The sequence below is a fragment of the Alloacidobacterium dinghuense genome (genome assembly GCF_014274465.1).
Lineage (GTDB): Bacteria > Acidobacteriota > Terriglobia > Terriglobales > Acidobacteriaceae > Alloacidobacterium > Alloacidobacterium dinghuense.
The window spans coordinates 3361209-3376998 of the sequence record NZ_CP060394.1 but is presented as its reverse complement, the minus strand read 5'-3'; the positions used below and the strand labels follow the sequence as shown (position 1 = coordinate 3376998).

At 57.1% G+C, this 15790-nt stretch carries 9 protein-coding genes; 3 read left to right on the top strand and 6 right to left on the bottom strand.

Going from position 1 to position 15790, the window contains the following annotated elements; translation table 11 throughout:
• Positions 1–16 precede the first annotated feature (16 nt).
• Positions 17–988, top strand: coding sequence for a COX15/CtaA family protein (locus H7849_RS13845; RefSeq protein WP_251106265.1), 972 nt, complete (start codon positions 17–19; stop codon positions 986–988).
• 168 nt (positions 989–1156) lie between these two features.
• Here the strand turns inward: H7849_RS13845 and H7849_RS13840 are convergent, their stop codons facing one another.
• The 5 genes from H7849_RS13840 to H7849_RS13820 all read right to left on the bottom strand — a co-directional run bounded on the left by H7849_RS13840 (position 1157) and on the right by H7849_RS13820 (position 10914).
• The gene (locus H7849_RS13840; RefSeq protein ID WP_186740026.1) at positions 1157–1966 is read right to left on the bottom strand and encodes a ferritin-like domain-containing protein; all 810 of its coding nucleotides are present in this window, start codon (positions 1964–1966) and stop codon (positions 1157–1159) included.
• Between the two features lie 320 nt (positions 1967–2286).
• On the bottom strand, positions 2287–4164 hold the full coding sequence (locus tag H7849_RS13835; RefSeq protein WP_251106264.1) for a CRTAC1 family protein: 1878 nt from the start codon (positions 4162–4164) through the stop codon (positions 2287–2289).
• A 188-nt stretch (positions 4165–4352) separates the two neighbouring features.
• A complete protein-coding gene (locus H7849_RS13830) occupies positions 4353–6113 on the bottom strand; it encodes a tetratricopeptide repeat protein (RefSeq protein WP_186740022.1) in 1761 nt (586 codons plus the stop codon).
• Positions 6114–6116: 3 nt separating this feature from the next.
• Positions 6117–7034, bottom strand: coding sequence for a tetratricopeptide repeat protein (locus H7849_RS13825; protein WP_251106263.1), 918 nt, complete (start codon positions 7032–7034; stop codon positions 6117–6119).
• Positions 7035–7245: 211 nt separating this feature from the next.
• Positions 7246–10914: a TonB-dependent receptor gene (locus tag H7849_RS13820; RefSeq protein WP_186740018.1), complete on the bottom strand. Its 3669-nt coding sequence runs from the start codon at positions 10912–10914 to the stop codon at positions 7246–7248.
• Between the two features lie 280 nt (positions 10915–11194).
• Here H7849_RS13820 and H7849_RS13815 point away from each other — a divergent pair, with 280 nt between their 5' ends.
• Positions 11195–11818 (top strand): redoxin family protein, encoded by a 624-nt coding sequence (locus tag H7849_RS13815; RefSeq protein WP_186740016.1) that lies wholly within the window; start codon positions 11195–11197, stop codon positions 11816–11818.
• Positions 11819–11847: 29 nt separating this feature from the next.
• Entirely contained in the window at positions 11848–14046 is a 2199-nt protein-coding gene (locus tag H7849_RS13810; RefSeq protein WP_186740014.1) for a tetratricopeptide repeat protein, read from the top strand.
• On the opposite strand, the gene H7849_RS13805 is transcribed toward H7849_RS13810, so the two are convergent.
• Positions 14040–15713 carry a tetratricopeptide repeat protein gene (locus H7849_RS13805; RefSeq protein ID WP_186740012.1) on the bottom strand — a complete coding sequence of 558 codons (1674 nt, stop codon included), beginning with the start codon at positions 15711–15713 and terminating at the stop codon, positions 14040–14042. The two genes, H7849_RS13810 and H7849_RS13805, sit on opposite strands and share 7 nt — an antisense overlap.
• Positions 15714–15790 lie beyond the last annotated feature (77 nt).

Here is a 15790-nt window from a genome sequence, read left to right as displayed (position 1 = left end):
TGCAGGCGGATTTCTTTTGACGACAAGCGCAATACCGCTTTTTTCGGCTGAGGCAGGGCATTCAAAGGGCGTGCAGCGCTTTGCCTGGAGTGTGCTTGTCTATAACGTTGCGGTCATCTTGTGGGGGTCGATTGTTCGGGCCACCGGATCGGGCGCGGGCTGCGGGGAACACTGGCCGCTGTGCAACGGTACAGTCATCCAGCATTCGCCACGGATAGAGACCATCATTGAGCTGACGCATCGCGCCATGAGCGGCGTCGCTTTGATCGCGATGCTGGCGCTGGTGGCGTGGACGTTTGCCGCTACGGCGAAACGCCATATTGCACGGACCTGGGTTGTTGCGGCTGCCGTGTTGACTTTCAACGAAGCGCTCCTCGGAGCGCTTCTTGTGCTTCTGGGCAAGGTTGCGCACGATCAATCAGCGTCGCGGGCAGTGTACTTGTCGCTGCATCTGGCGAATACTCTGCTGCTGCTGGCTTCTCTTGCGCTTACGGCGCACTTTCTGTCGCGAACGATGGGGTTCATGCGTGGCGTCGTCGAGCACCGTTCCTTTGGCATCGCCACGGTTGGGCTGGTGGCAACGCTGTTTGTGGGGGTCAGCGGCTCGCTTGCTGCGCTGGGAGATACGCTGTTTCCTGCGGCTTCTTTAAGCGCGGCGCTGGCACAGGATTTTTCGTCGAAGAGCGCGTGGCTGCTGCGTATCCGCTGGATTCATCCGATGATGGCTGTTATTGCGGGAGCGTTTATCTGCTGGCTTATCTTTACGAGCGCGTGGCGGGGAAGGAATCGCAAGCTGGCGATTGGCGTGGTGTGCCTGCTTGGGTTGCAGTATTTACTTGGCGCTGCCGATATTTTTTTGCTGGCGCCTACGTGGATGCAGATTGTACACCTGCTGGGCGCGGATGTTTTGTGGATTGCGCTGGTGGTGCTTACTGCGCGGCTGTGCGTGGTTCCAATTGGCTGCACGGAAGGTCTTTGCCGCGTGTAGGTTTCGTACTTCTCAGACCTTCCTTCCCCCGGTCTTGCCTCTGAGTTCATGCATAAAGCAAACGGCCCACGGTTATAAACGTGGGCCGCGATTGAGTTGGTCATGCCCTAGGGTTTCCCCCTTGGCCTCCTGCCTAGGACAGACGAGCTAAACGACTTACAAATATTCCTACGACTGACAAACTATCGAGCCGTTCATACCGTCGGGGAAGAATCCACCCGAGCATTTACCTCCGTGGTAGACGATGTTGAGTACCTGCGAGGGCGTGCGCGGAATGCTCAGAGCGTGGCTATTCACGTCATAAAAGTTCTTGGATGTCGGGGGAATGTCGATCGAGTCTACAGCCGGGCTGGTGACACCGTTCATAATGCAAGCGAATCGAACTGAACCAGAGTGCTGAGCTTCGGTTGCCAGGATGGCGGCGGCTGCGGCTAGATAGGTGCTGCTGCTGATCAGCGGGGCTGCTCCCAGATAGGCGCTGACGCCAACATCCTCGAATTGCCTTGCCAACTCCATCCAGCTATGAGTGCTGGCAAAACCGTAGCCGAGAGCGTTGAGGTCAATCGCGGGCTTCTTGACCGCATTGCTGCCAAGAGCAGCACGCAGGTAAAGCACGTGATCGATCTCGTCGGTTCTTAACGCTGTAGCCATGTCTGCGGCAGGCGAAGCCGCGAAGCCCGGAACCCTTTGGCCGCCCGTCGTAGGGCCGGATTCGTCTTCTTCCTTAATTACTCCCAGTCTGACCAGCGTAGCTCCATAGGTGGACATCGCGTAGAATTCGGCCTCAAGATATTCGAGGTTCAGTGCGAAATTGAGAATTTCGGCGTCGCTGTACGCGGCGGCATGGACAGACTGTTCCCTTGAAAACAATCTGCCACTTACCACGGCTCCAGTGGCGAGTCCGACGCCAGCGATTCCGGCTCCTTTCAGAAATGTGCGACGGCTTCCTGTGACACGGTTGACTCGTTCTTTTTTCATTGTGGTCTCCTTAAAGGCTGTCGTGCAGTGGGCGTACTTTAGCGAGCGAGACGACAGTGGTCTACGGGCTCGAGGAGAATATGCGCGACGTTCGGGACCTGCGTGCCTGGTCAATAGAAGTACGCCATAGAATCTGGGCTGGATTTGGAGAATGTTGTTTATTGTGCCCCAAAGCTCCATCCGAGTGAAAAAGACGCTAAATGACGCTTCGTAGCAACTCCATTTGTCGGGCAATGTTCTGACAGACCGGGCAGACCGGACGTTTCAGCCCTGGGACTAGTAATGTAGGACTTGTTCAGGGTGAGGGGTGTCTTCCGCGTTTAGACTTTCTTGCAGGCGGTAATTGTCTGGGCCTTCGGCGTCTTGCTGCCTTCTTCGATGATGTAGAGCTTGTTTACTTCAAGATTCTTGAAGATGTCCACCTGACCGGAAGGCCAGTGAATCTCAACCTGATCGACGATTTTTGCCTGGCCGAGCCCGAAGTGCAATCGCAGGTCGCTTTGCGAGTAGTAGCTGCCGCCGCTGCGCACTTCGTCAATCTGTAACAGAGGTTGTTGCGAATCTGGATCCGTTTTAGCGATTACTTTTATGCGCGCGCCGATCCCGGTCCGGTTGGATTTTGTGCCGATCGTCTTGATCTTGATCCAGTTGCGTTTCCACTCGGAGTCGCAGCGGAGCAACTGGGGGAGGGAATTGACGCAATTGACGACGACATCCAAGTCTCCGTCGTTGTCATAGTCGCCGAAAGCGCATCCGCGTGCGGCGACCGCAGCTGTGATGCCGGGACCGGCTTTGTCGGTGACGTCTTCGAATCTGCCATTGCGCAGGTTGCGGTAGAGGTATTTGTGCTCGGCGTAGGGAGCTTCGGTTTTCGAACTGCTTACTTCGGGGTAGACATGTCCATTTGAGACGAAGAGATCGAGCCAGCCGTCGTTGTCCATATCGAAGAAGCCGAGGCCCCAGCCGAGATAGCGCGTATTAATGCCGAGTCCGGAGAGGTAGGTCTGGTCTTCGAAGCTGCCGTCGCCCATGTTTTGGTAGAGCGAATCGGTGTCGCCGGCGAAATTGGTTTTTACGATGTCGAGGTTGCCGTCGCGGTTGTAGTCGCCGATGGAGACGCCCATACCGGCCTGCGGCTTGCCGTCGGGTGAGAGGGCTGCGCCGGCTTCGATGCCGATGTCTTTGAAGGTGCCGTCTTTTTGATTTTGATAGAGGGTTGCGGCAGTGGAGTCGTTGGCGACGTAGATGTCGGGCCATCCATCGTTGTCGAGGTCGGCTACGGCAACACTCAGCGCGTAATTGCCGACGGTGTTCCACATGCCTGCTTTTTCGGAGACATCGGTGAAAGTGCCGTTGCCGTTGTTGTGGTAGAGGATGTTTTTGCCGCCGGGTAATCCGGGAGGGCCACATGCGACGAGGATGCTTTTGTAGGTGCAGGGGCCGGATTCTGGAGTGGGTGCGGTTTTGAGGTCGAAGTCGATGTAGTTGGCGACGAAGAGATCGAGATGGCCGTCGCGATCGTAGTCGAGGAAAGCGCAGCCTGAGTTCCAGCGCGTTTTCGGTTGGAGGAGTCCGGCTTTTTCGGTCGCGTCGGTGAAGGTGCCGTTGCCGTTGTTGTGAAAGAGAGCATTCTGTCCGTAATAGCTAACGAAGAGATCGTCGTGGCCGTCGTTGTCGTAGTCGCCGACGCAGCAGGCTTGCCCCCAGCCGCTGCGGGCGAGGCCTGCCTTCGCTGTTACGTCAGTGAAGGTGCCGTCTCGATTGTTTTTGAAGAGATGGCAGGTTGGTTCCTGTCCTTTGGGGAAGCCTTCGAGGCGCCAGCCGTTGACGAGAAAGATGTCGACCCAGCCGTCTTCGTCGTAGTCGTAGAAGGCGACGCCGCAGCCGGTCGTTTCCAGGAGGTATTTGTTTTTTCCTTCGCCGCCGTAGATTGTTTTGGCGTTGAGTCCGGACTGCGTGGCTACGTCGATGAACTGGACGCCGAGAGGCGTACCTTCGATGGGCGAGTGCGGCCCCGGAGGCGGCGGCATCGGTTTCGTGTCGTATGACCGTTGTGCCCCAACCTGGCCCTGCATCTGTTCTTGCGGCGCGGCGAGCCGGGACCGTTTCCACGGCGGAGTGGCCATGGACAACACGTCAGAAAACGGAAGGACAAGCGCGGTGCGGCTCAGAGATTGAAGAAACCGGCGTCGATTCATCAGGGAAGATTGCTGGGACGATTGCATTGTACGGGTTTAATTGGATGAGAGTACACAAGGAGGTTGACGACGAGATCGAAGTATCAGCTTACGGAGACATCGTTCAGATTCTTCCTCCCTTTGGTCGTCAGAATGACGCCGCAACTTTGGTCCTCGCAGAGCTTCTCTGGCTCTCGCCCCGACATGTCCTAAGGGCGATTGGATTGAAGTGCCGCAGCTTTGGCGCGTTCTGCGGCGGCGTCGGCGGTGCGTCCCTGACGCTCGTATGCGGCGGCGAGCTGTGCGTGCGCCTCGCGGTAGGTTGGATCGCTGTTGATCGCGTCCTGGTAGCGATCGATTGCGTCGGCTATTTGTCCTTTCTGCAGCAGGAGATTGCCTGTGTTGGTGGCGAATGTGGCGCGCTGGCGGTTAACGGCGACGCGCGTCAGATCGGCGGCTATTTTGCGCTCCGCGGCCGCTTCCTGCTTCTTGCCCTGTTGCTGGAGAACGCTCGCGAGCGTGATGTGGGTGCCGGGCTGATTGGGCAGGAACTCGATAGCTTTGCGCAGTGCCGCTGCTGCTTCGTCATACTTTGCCTGCTGTTTATAGACGCTGCCGAGGATGGCCCAGCCATCGCCGTTTTCCGGGCGGCGTTCAAGTGCGGTGCGGAGTTGTGCAGCGGCGTCATCGAAGCGGCCTTGCTGCATGTAGAGAATGCCGAGCGTGTATGGCGGGTCGGGCGAATTTGCGTCCAATTTCGCAGCGGTCTCTAATTCCGTGATCGCGTGCGGTAAATCATCTTTCAGTTTGAAAGCTAAGCCGAGGTTGTAATGCAGCTGCGGGCTTTCGGGAGAGAGTTCAAGTCCGGCGCGGAATTGATGGATGGCGTCGTCGATATTGCTTTCCTGCAGATAGGCGACGCCGAGATCCTGATGCGTGGTGGCATCATTGGGATTGATGGCTATGGCTCGCTGATAATCGGGGACGGCCTCTTTTGCTTTTCCGGTTTGCACCAGTGCGAGGCCCAGATTGGTGAAGGCGATTGCGTTCTGAGGCTGCGCCACGACTACTTTTTCGAAGAGCGGAATTGCCTGTTCCTCTTTACCGGTGCGCTGGAGGGCCATGGCCCATTCATTTGCAGCTTCGATGAGTTTCGGATCGAGCGTGAGTGCCTGCTGAAATCGCGGAATCGCGTTATCGTCCTGATTGATGGCGGCGAATACTTTTCCAAGCTCCAGCTGTGCCGTAGCATTTTGTGGATCAATCTGAGTGGCGGTTGTCAGCTCCTGAACTGCTGCGACGGTTTGGTTTTCGCGCGCGAGAATGATTCCTAAGTGGAGATGCGCGACGGCGAGTTGAGGATCGAGTCGCAGAGCTTGTTCGAAGGCGTTCTGCGCCTGCTGCCAATTCTGCATCTGCGCGTAAAGCGAGCCTAGCTGGTCGTAGAGAGCGGCGCTTTGCGGAGCGGCTGCGATGGCCGCCTTGGTTTTTCGTATCGCGGCTGGAAGCTGCTGCGTAGCGGCGAGGGCGCGAGCATAGGAGGCAAGCAGATCGGCGGAGAGCGGCTGCGATGCCTGATTCTCAAGGCGATCGAAGATCGGCAGCGCTTTTTGATAGTCGCCGATCTGGGTATAGGCGAGGGCGAGATTTTCGTGTGCAGCCTGATCGCCGGGTTTGAGGCGGAGTGCTGTTTCCAACTCAGGAATGGCTTTTGCATATTCGCCCATCTGATACAAGACGCCGCCGAGCGCGCTGTGACCTTCTTCCACCTGCGGCGCAAGTTGCACGGCTCGCTGAAACTGCTGCCGGGCCGTGTTCAGATCGCCGTTTGAAGCGGCAGCATATCCGGCATGGAAGGCTGCGTTAGCTTGTTGCAGATTCGTTTCGGCGGCGTGAGTGGTTTGGGCGCGCGCCATGGCCAGAGCAGAAAGCAAGTAGGCACAAATGAATAGGCGCGAGGGCAATGACATGGATCAGTGCGGCGCTTCCATTTTGGAGGAGCGGGAGGACTGGAGTTGTTCCGCAGTCTGGAACTCGCGAGCTGCATCCTCGCGGCGACCTTCAGTGCGATAGACCTGCCCGAGGAGGAAGTGCGTCATGTAGTTAGCCGGGTCCATTTGCCGGGCTCGTTCAAGATACATGCCCGCCATGACTGGATTCTGTTGGTTCAACATCAGCTTGCCCAGAAGGATATACGGACCGGTGGCGTTGGGTTCAAGGAGAACAGCGCGATTGAGAGCATGCTGTGCCTCGGTGAATTGCCGGTTGCGCAGATAGGCGTCGCCGAGGCGGTCGTAGAGTTCACCGTTGAGCGGATTGAGTTGTTGCTCTTTTTCAAGCTCGGCAATTGCGCCGGGTATGTCGCCGGTGGCGAGGGCTATTTCGCCGAGGAGCTGATGCGCCAGCGGCAGACTGGGGTTTAATTGCAGAGCCTTGCTTGCAGAGGCGTGGGCTGCGGGTACATTCTCCTGATGAAAAAACATGCGAGCGGCGAGCAAGTAGGCTGGAGCAGAATCTGCTGGAAAGCCGTATTGTGCGGCGAAGGCGTGGCGCGCGTCGTCGAGACGTCCGACCTGCATGTAGGCTACGCCGAGCACGTAATTGGGATCGATGTTCGCCTCTGATATTGAGGCGTGGGCCTGTTCGAGCAGGGGAATTGCGTCCGCTGCTTTGCCCATGCGGAAGAGCGTGACTCCGCGCAGCTGCATGGCTTCCGTGTCATGCGGGTCTTGTGCGAGCGCCTTGGCGAAGGCGGCGTCAGCTTCAACAAACTTGCTTTGCTGGTAAAAGATGAACCCGCGCAGGCGTTCGACTCCAAGCGGCTCCGGTGTCTGTTTGCCGAGAGTGTTCAATTCTGCGAGCGATTGATCGAGCTTGCCTTGAGCCAACATCTGCTGGGCTTGTGCCAGGGATGGAGCTGAGTCCGTGGAGTTGGCTGTAGTCGCTGAAGATTGCAGTGCTCGCGACGGCCATGAGAGAAGCACAGGGGCCCATAAGAAGGCGCATAGGAGAAAACATCTGCGCATAGTGATGGACGAAGTGTATCGCAAAAATAAATCAGGGGAGCTAACAGCTCCCCTGATATGAGTGACTGCGGTTGCGCTAGAACTCAACTCTGAAACCGAGTTGAAGTTGACGCGGGTTGCTGTAGCCATTGATAAACGGACCCTGGCTGATTGTTCCGTTGCCGCCGTCGATGTTGGTCTGGCCGGGGTTGCCGGCATTCATGTGGTTGAAGACGTTGTAAGCATCCAAACGGAACTGGGCGCTCACGCTTTCCCAAATTGGAATTGTCTTTTGCAGCGACATGTCTGCGGTGAAGACATGCGGGCCGTAGACGCTGTCGCGCCCCGCCGTACCGATATTGTCAAGCGCAGGAGCGGAGAAGCCCTGGAATGACGCCTGGGTCAGCGGAGTTTTGGTTCCGATGAAGTAGGTGCGTTGATGAGCTACAGGGTCGAAACTGCTCAAATTGGTCTTCAGGAAGCTTCCGCTGCCGTTTGGATAGCAGGGAGCGCCGCCTCCTGGAACGGCCGTATTGCATTCCGCGTAGCCGAGGGTGAAGGGAAGCCCAGTAGCCCAGTTGATCGTCGGGCTGAATTGCCAACCCCCGATGATGTAGTCAGCCCAGGTGGGAACATTGGTGGCGACCATCCCCTTCTTGCCAAACGGGAGTTGCCAGACACCGAAGCCGACGACCTGGTTTTCGCGAATGGCCTCGTCACGCCCGTATACTGCTGATTTCTCCCAAGATGAGTAGCCGGAGTTGTAGTTGAACCCGCGTTGCCAGGCGTAATTCACGGTGAAGGAAAGACCCTTTGTGAATTGCTTGGCCATGGTTGCCTGTAAGGCATTGAAGTGGGTATCCAGATTATCCGAGTAGTAGCCGATGCTTTGGGTCCATCCGCATTGCCCCGGTACGATGGTTGACGGGAAGGCTTTGGGGTTCTGCGCCTGGTATTGCAGAATGCCGGCGATATACCCAGCATTCTGACAGGCGGGTAATGTGCCTCCGTAGTAGCGCTGCAGAAGTTGGGTCTGTGAAACGCCGTTGTTCGCAGAAATGGTATTGCCAGGTACGCTCGGGTCATAGTGCAAGGTCTGGCCATTGATGCTCTGCGCGCCGGGAAGGAAGATACCAGGCTCATTCGGGTTGGTATTGTTTCCATCACCGCCGGCGAGCGTGTGGGTGCCTTTATTGCCTACATAGGCCATCGTGACGGACAACGTTGGAGTGATGGAACGCTGAACACTGAGGTTCCATGCATCCAGTGTCGGCAGCCGCAAACCGTCCGGACGCGCATTCACGCTGACGTTGTAATTCGGGGCCGGGAGCAAGCCATTAGACGGAACGGTCGGAAAAACGTTGAGTGGTGGGCCCTGGGCCAAAGTGAAGGCGGCAGCTGTCGAGCTGTTATTTCCGAACGCTTGCTTTGCCAGGACCGGAAGGTTCTGCGTTACCACGTGTCCGAAAATGGAGCCGAAGACGCCGATATCGAAACTGCGCCCGTAGCCGGAGCGAATGACCGTCTTATCGTCAAGTTGATAGGCGACACCAATGCGTGGGTTCCACGCATTGGATGGCAGACTCCAGTTCATGTTGGTGCCGATGCCTCCGACTCCGGCAACCCGGATAAAGCCGTCGTTCAGGTTCATCAGAGCGCCATTTCCCGCGCCATTCACGACTTCAGGGAAATAGAACTCGTAACGCAATCCGAGGTTGACTGTTAGCTTAGGACTGGGATGCCAAGTGTCCTGTCCGTAGAAGAACAAACGTTTCTGGAATTCCTTGGCATTCGTAGAAGAGCTGACGTACCGCTGCAATAGGGTAACGTCGCCCAGCAGGAAGGTGGCCATGCCAAGGCCGCCCGAGCCGTTGCCATTGGAAGTTGGGCCAGAGCCGATATTCAAAATACCTACGCGGCTTTGGTCGCTGGGCACGCGCAGATTGCGTGCATAGCGAAGGTCGGCGCCGAATTTGACCGAGTGATTGCCGATGATCTTGGTCCAATTATTGACAATCTGATATTGGTCCTCGCGCTCGGTTAGCGGGCAGTTGCACCGGTTCAGGTTGAGTCCGCTGCCGTACTGAGCGCCACCGTTCGTAGGATTGTTGGGGCCATTGGCGCCGGTGATCGTGAGATCGGCAATGTTGAAGTAGGGGGCGCCATCCGTGTCAGGAGTTCCGAGGTTCATGTTGGGAATTCCGAGTTGGCTAGCGAATGCGATGGTCTGGTCGTACATCACATCGATGACGTTGTAGCGGTAATAGCCGACGCGGAAATCGGTCAGCAGCGAGGCATTGATGGCCATGTCAAAGCCAGCCGCCAGGCTGTCATCCGCGCCCGTGGAGTTGCCGCCGTAGCCGTTAATTCCGAAGCCCGGGCCGCCCGCTGCTCCAAAGAGCGTTGTACCTGTGAGAGTGCTGGTGAAGCGGCTGAAACGCTCGAAGACGTGGGTCTTCTGGGTGGCCTGCCAATCTACTCGCTCGTCCCATTGGTTGTTGTTGAAAATGCCGGTGCCGCTTGATGAATAGTTGTTGGCCAGGCCGGCGATGCCGGTGGTGTTTGGTGTAGGCAGCAGCTGCAGCAGATTGAGTGCCTGGGGAGAAAGATCTGCGGTAGGAATGACGTTGCTGGGATACGGAACTTGTGTTCCATTGACATTGTGATAGATGAGCTGCTTGTTTGGACCGACGGCATCTGAGCGATAGTTGGCATACTCGCTGAAATCGCAGCCGGCAATACCGCTAGGCGAGGTAGCCTGTCCGAGGCAGGTTGACTTCAAGTATGCAGACGGGACAGTTGCGGTTGCCGGAGTGCCAACTCTTTGCCGCACGCCCTGGTAGTCGCCGAAGAAGAAGATCTTGTCCTTAATGACGGGACCGCCGATGAAACCACCGAACTGGTTTTTCAGTCCGCCAGGAAAGATCGTGCCAGGGAATTGAGTCCAGGGGTCGCGCGCCAGGTTCGCATTGCTTTCGCGATAGTCGAAAGCGCCGCCGTGGAAGCTGTTGGAACCAGACTTGGTGCTGGCGACGATGACGGACGAAACTGCCTTGCCGAATTCGGCGTCGAAATTCTGCGTTGTAATTTTCGTTTCGGCCATTGCATCGAGTGGCGGGTTAATGACGATGATTCCCAGGATCGGGTCCTGGTTGTCGGTGCCGTCGAGCTGATAGGCGACGCCGCCGAATGCCTGGCCGTCGACCTGAATCTGCAAGCTCGCTTGCGGGTTCTCGTCCGCAGCGTGTGCCCAGTTCAATTGCTGCGCTCCGGGAAGCAGCAATTGAATCGCGGTGAAGTTGCGATTCGGAAGCGGCACGCTGCTGATGTCCTGCGACGTAAATTCCGTGGCCACGTCGGCCTTATCCGTCTTCAGGATGGGAATGGCATCGGCGCTGACGGTGACTGTCGTGGCTGCGGCCCCGACAACCAGTTGGATGTCAGCTTTTGGAGAGCTGTCGGCGAAAACCTGAATTCCCTTGGTCTCGGCGGTTTGAAAGCCGGCCACGACCACTTTCACGTCGTAAACATCGGGTATCAGGTGCTGGACAGAGTATTCACCAGCGGCGTTGGTTACGACGTCCTGGGCGGTGCCTTTTGCCTCGTCAGTAACTGTAACGGTCGCATTGGGAACGACTGCGCCGGTGTTGTCGGTTACCGTTCCGTAGATTGATCCGTAGATTGCTTGTGCTTGAGATGTGAGCGGAAGGAAAGAGAAGAGAACAGCACCCAACCCGCAGGCAAGCGCCTTGCTTATGCGTGTCATAATTGTGGTCTCCCAAAAACTTGAAGCCGTTGCCGCTCCGCGTACGCCGTCTTTGTCCCTTCCACGAATTCTGGAAGGCAGCATGCGTAAGAGCGATTCTCTTTATCTGGTCTGAAGACGATGTTCTGTCAAATACAACAGGAAGCAGCATTACGAGCCGCTGCATAACTGCCGTTTCACGTTGCGGTGCACTGCCGCTAACGAGCAGAAACTATAGTGACTGACAGTTGCGATTGTCAAGAATGGCACCCCGCCGAACCTTGATGATTAAGATACTTGTGTGTCCAGCAGGCCCTATTCGGCGAAGAAGATCGCCCTTCCTGAGATCGCAGTGAGATGGTGTTTGGCCGTTGCGATCCTGCTGCTTGCGTGGCCTGCGGAAGCACAGAGCGCCCCTTTTGGCATTGAACTTGACGGCACGCCGGTTGCGACTCTTGCTTCTCCAGGAACGCGCGTTGTCGTGCTTTTCTTTGCCGCGTCGGATTGCCCGATTTCGAATCGATATCTGCCAGAATTAATGCGATTAAAGCAGGAGTATGCGGCTAGAGGCGTGCAGTTCTGGGAGGTGTACCCCAACCCGGATGAGACGGCGGCGAAGCTCAAGCAACATGCAGCGCAATTTGGTGATACAGACAGCGTGATCCTCGATAAGGAACAATCTTTGGTGCGCATGGCGAAGGTGAGAGTGACACCGGAGGCTGCGGTTTTTCTGCGGGATGAAAACGATTTGCGCGAGGTGTACCACGGACGCATCGATGACCGCTATCTGTCTCTTGGCTCTGAGCGGCCTCGCGCACAGCACCACGAACTCGAAGATGCGATTGCCGCAGCACTGGAGAACAGGGCTGCCCCGCAACCTGGCGGAGCGCCTGTAGGCTGCGCGATCGTGACACGGCAGCCATGAAGATTCAACTGAGGTGCGGCGGAATTTTCATGGGGCTTGTCGTGTTTGCAGGCATGCGAGTCGCGATGCATCCTCCTGTTCGTGCTGCGGACGCTCCCGTAATCTATGCGCGGCAGATCGCGCCGATTCTTTATAAGAATTGCACCACGTGTCATCACCCAGGAGGCGCGGGGCCCTTCAGTCTGATGACCTATGCAGATGCGCGCCGCTGGGGACAGCAGATGCTGCAGGTGACGCAGAGTCGCTATATGCCTCCGTGGCTGCCGGAGCCGGGATACGGAGACTTTGCTGACAATCGGCGGCTTTCGGATTCCGATCTCAAACTCATTCGGGAATGGGTGATGACGGGAATGGCGCAGGGAGATGCGGCGGATGTTCCGGCTGCTCCGCATTATGGCGAGACATGGGAATTGGGCCCGCCTGATCTGATTCTGAAAGTTGCGAAGCCATATACGTTGATCGCGTCGGGCACGGATGTCTTCCGCAATTTTGTTCTTCCGTATCCGCTTAAGCACACGCGTTATGTGCGCGCGATTGAGATTCTGCCGGGAACGCCGCAGGTTGTGCACCACGCGAATGTCTTGATCGATCGGACAGCGTCGTTTCGCAAGGCACATCCGAGGGATTGGCAGGAGGGTGTTGCCGGGATGGAGTTGGAAGTCGATGCAGGGCATACGTTCGATCCTGACAGTCATTTTCTTTTCTGGAAGCCGGATACGCCGGTTCTGACGGAGCCGGAGGGAATGCCGTGGCGACTCGATCCGGGGAACGATCTGATTCTGAACATGCACCTCAAGCCTTCAGGCAAGCTGGAGACGATGCAGGCAGAAATCGGTTTGTACTTTACGGACAAGCCTCCGGAAAAGCAGCCGATGCTGCTGCAGCTGGAAGATGATCGGGCGCTAGATATTCCGCCGGGAGCGCGCGATTTTGTCGTTCAGGATCAGATGAAGCTGCCGGTCGACGTCGAGGTGCTCGGCGTCTATCCTCATGCGCACTATCTTGGAAAAGACTTGCAGGGGTACGCTGTTCTGCCGTCGGGCGAGAAGAAATGGCTCGTTTGGATCCGCAATTGGGACATCGACCGACAATCGGTTTATCGCTATCGCACGCCGCTTCGCTTGCCGAAAGGGACGGTGCTGTACATGCGCTACACCTACGATAATTCGAGCGAGAACATTCACAATCCGAATAACCCGCCGATTCGGGTGAAAGCCGGGAATCGGTCGGTGGATGAGATGGGCCACTTGTGGCTACAGGTTTTGCCGTTGAAGCGGGCGCCTGATGCGCCTGATCCACGCTACCTTCTGGAGCAGGCCTGGATGGAGAACAGGCTGCGGAAAGATCCGCAGGATTCGATTGCGATCTTCAATCTTGCGGGCGCATACCTGGGGCAGGGCAAGTATTCGCAGGCGATTGGCGCTTATCGGCGTGAGTTGGCCATCGATGCCGACAATCCGCGCACGTTGACGGCGCTAGGGGTGGCGTTGGATAAGGCGGGCGAAACACAGCAAGCTGCTGAAACTTACGAAAAGGCAATCGACATCAACTCGGATCAAGTGGACGCTCGCTTTGATCTGGGACGTATGGATCTGAATCATGACGACGCTGCGCGTGCCGAACAACAGTTCCGCGCGATTCTTGAGCAGCATTCTGACGACGCTGATGCGCACAGCGGTCTGGGATTGGCGTTGTTGAAAGAGCAGCGTCCTGATGCGGCGCAACCAGAGTTTCAGCGAGCGCTCGAACTCAATCCACACGATGCTGCTGCGCTTGATGGCTCGGCGCAGTTGGCGATTGCTTCGGGTGATCCGGCGCACGCTGCCGATTTGTTGGAGTCGGCAGTTAAGCAGGACGATAAGGACGCTGAGATGCGTGAGCATCTAGCGATGGCTTATGTGCAACTCGGACGCTTTGGAGATGCTGCGACGCAATTAAAGGCCGCGGCCGCGCTGACGCCGGACGATCCGACGGTTCACTCGCTCTTATCACAAGTGCTGACAACCACCGGGCAATTAAACGACGCAATTGTCGAACAGCAGGCAGCGCTTCATCTTGACGGGAATGACGCTGATGGTTGGAACAACCTCGGTGTGTTGGAGGTGAAGGCAGGAAAGACGTCTGAAGCCCGCGAAGATTTTCAGCATGCGCTGCGCATCGCGCCGAATCATGCGCAGGCGCAGGCTAATCTGGCCCGCCTACAAGCCGCGACGACAGGAAATCATTGATGCTGGCCGCACGGTTGCGCGCCACTTTTGATGGCGAGCAGAAACGCGTGTGCCCTGGTGTCGTCAGGCGAGAAGAGAAGAACACGATTGAGGGCCTGGATAGCGGCTGGCGCATTACCTTGATTGCACTGCACAACGGCGAGGTCATATCCAGCGGCGAGTTGTTCCGGATCTTCCAAGAAAGCAGATTGCAAGAGCGGGATGGCATTTGCGAGATCGCCGGCCTGGATGCGCAGAATCGCGAGATCGCCAGCCGCTGTGCTTTTGTGTGGATCTGCCTTTAGCGCCGTCTCATATTCAGTTGCCGCCAGCTTGTTGTCTCCTGTTCTTTGCGCGAGAAATCCGAGTTGCGTGTGCAACTCGGCATCAGATGCCTGCGTTACATCGGACTGCTCGGCTTCCTTCAGATACCGCATCGCCTGATGTATCGCAAAGGGATCGCCGTGCAGGGCCATCTGCGCATAGGCAAGCCCGTATTCACGCGCCGTTACCGGCAAGTTGTCGACCGTTACGATCTCCTTCGATGTCGCTGTCATCGCTCCCGGCGTGAGGCTTGCGGGCTTCTGGATGCGGTGATCGGTGACCTGTTCGTGCGCAATGTCTGTTGTTGACTGGCGCGGCATGTGGCAGGAGGCGCAATCCGGATTTTCCGGATGATGTTTTGCGATAAATGCAGTGTCGTTGTGGCAGGTGAGGCATTTCGCGCGGTAATAGCTCACACGCTTCTCCGGTTCAACCGTGTTGTGCGGGTCGTGGCATGTGGTGCATGTGAGCTTATCGCCACTCTGCTGCTTGCATTTGCTTTCGAGAAGGGCCTCCCACTGGCTGGTCGCGCGTCCCGCCGGGCCTGTTGTGTCTTTGTGCACAAAGAAGATGATGTGATCGAAGAGATTGTCTCCGGGGCGATACGAGGTCAGGCTGTGTCCAGAACGCGCAATGGTGGATTCGCCTTCAAGATGGCACTGGAGACAAGCCGAATCCCTACGGATTGCGTCCAGCTTATTTGGGTTTAGTATCGGTCCCTTACCGTTCTGCGCCAGGTGGGACGATGGATCGCCGTGACATGCGGCGCAACCGATGCCTCCGTGCAAAAACGGCGAACCAGCGTAGTGATTTCGACCGCCCGGCAGCGGTGTTTGCACATCACTGGCATGACAACGAAGGCAGCCGGCATCGATGGGAAGGGTTAGCGGCATTTCTTTGGCCTGGAGAAAATGCGGAGCCATATCCCAGACCTGTTTCTTTGCGTACCAATTCACCGGGATCTCAAACCAGAAAGCCTCCTGTTGAAAGAGGTACGTTCGTCCCCGCTTGCCGGAGCCGAGGTAATAGATCAGCTCCTGTTTGCCGTCGAGGGTGCGTTCCGGAGTCGCATTGGGTCGCTGATAGGAGAGCCACGCACGCCCGTCCTGCAAAAACAGGCGGTAGTGCACGCCGGAGGCTGCATGCAGAAAGTCGCCGGGAATGAGGCCGTCGGCAGCGATGCCGCTTGCCTGTGCCATCGGTGTTCGTTTGTAGCTATCGTAGATTTTGCGATGACACTTTGCGCATGCGGCGTCGGGGTCCGGGGCCTTCAGCGTTTGCTGCGTCGCCGATGAGCTGCCTGCAATCAGCGTGGTGGTGACAGCCAGGAAGGCGATGACCCAAAACTGTATGCGACGCGGCATAGACTCCGACTTATCTGTATATCATCGCGGGCCGACGAAAGGCGCGGCGGGAGCACCTGACTAGAATGCACCCCGCT

Coding starts and splice junctions, on each gene's coding strand:
- H7849_RS13840 (WP_186740026.1), bottom strand. CDS start 1,966: ATGAAAAAAGAACGAGTCAACCGTGTCACAGGAAGCCGTCGCACATTT.
- H7849_RS13835 (WP_251106264.1), bottom strand. CDS start 4,164: ATGAATCGACGCCGGTTTCTTCAATCTCTGAGCCGCACCGCGCTTGTC.
- H7849_RS13830 (WP_186740022.1), bottom strand. CDS start 6,113: ATGTCATTGCCCTCGCGCCTATTCATTTGTGCCTACTTGCTTTCTGCT.
- H7849_RS13825 (WP_251106263.1), bottom strand. CDS start 7,034: ATGTTGGCTCAAGGCAAGCTCGATCAATCGCTCGCAGAATTGAACACT.
- H7849_RS13820 (WP_186740018.1), bottom strand. CDS start 10,914: ATGACACGCATAAGCAAGGCGCTTGCCTGCGGGTTGGGTGCTGTTCTC.
- H7849_RS13810 (WP_186740014.1), top strand. CDS start 11,848: ATGGGGCTTGTCGTGTTTGCAGGCATGCGAGTCGCGATGCATCCTCCT.
- H7849_RS13805 (WP_186740012.1), bottom strand. CDS start 15,713: ATGCCGCGTCGCATACAGTTTTGGGTCATCGCCTTCCTGGCTGTCACC.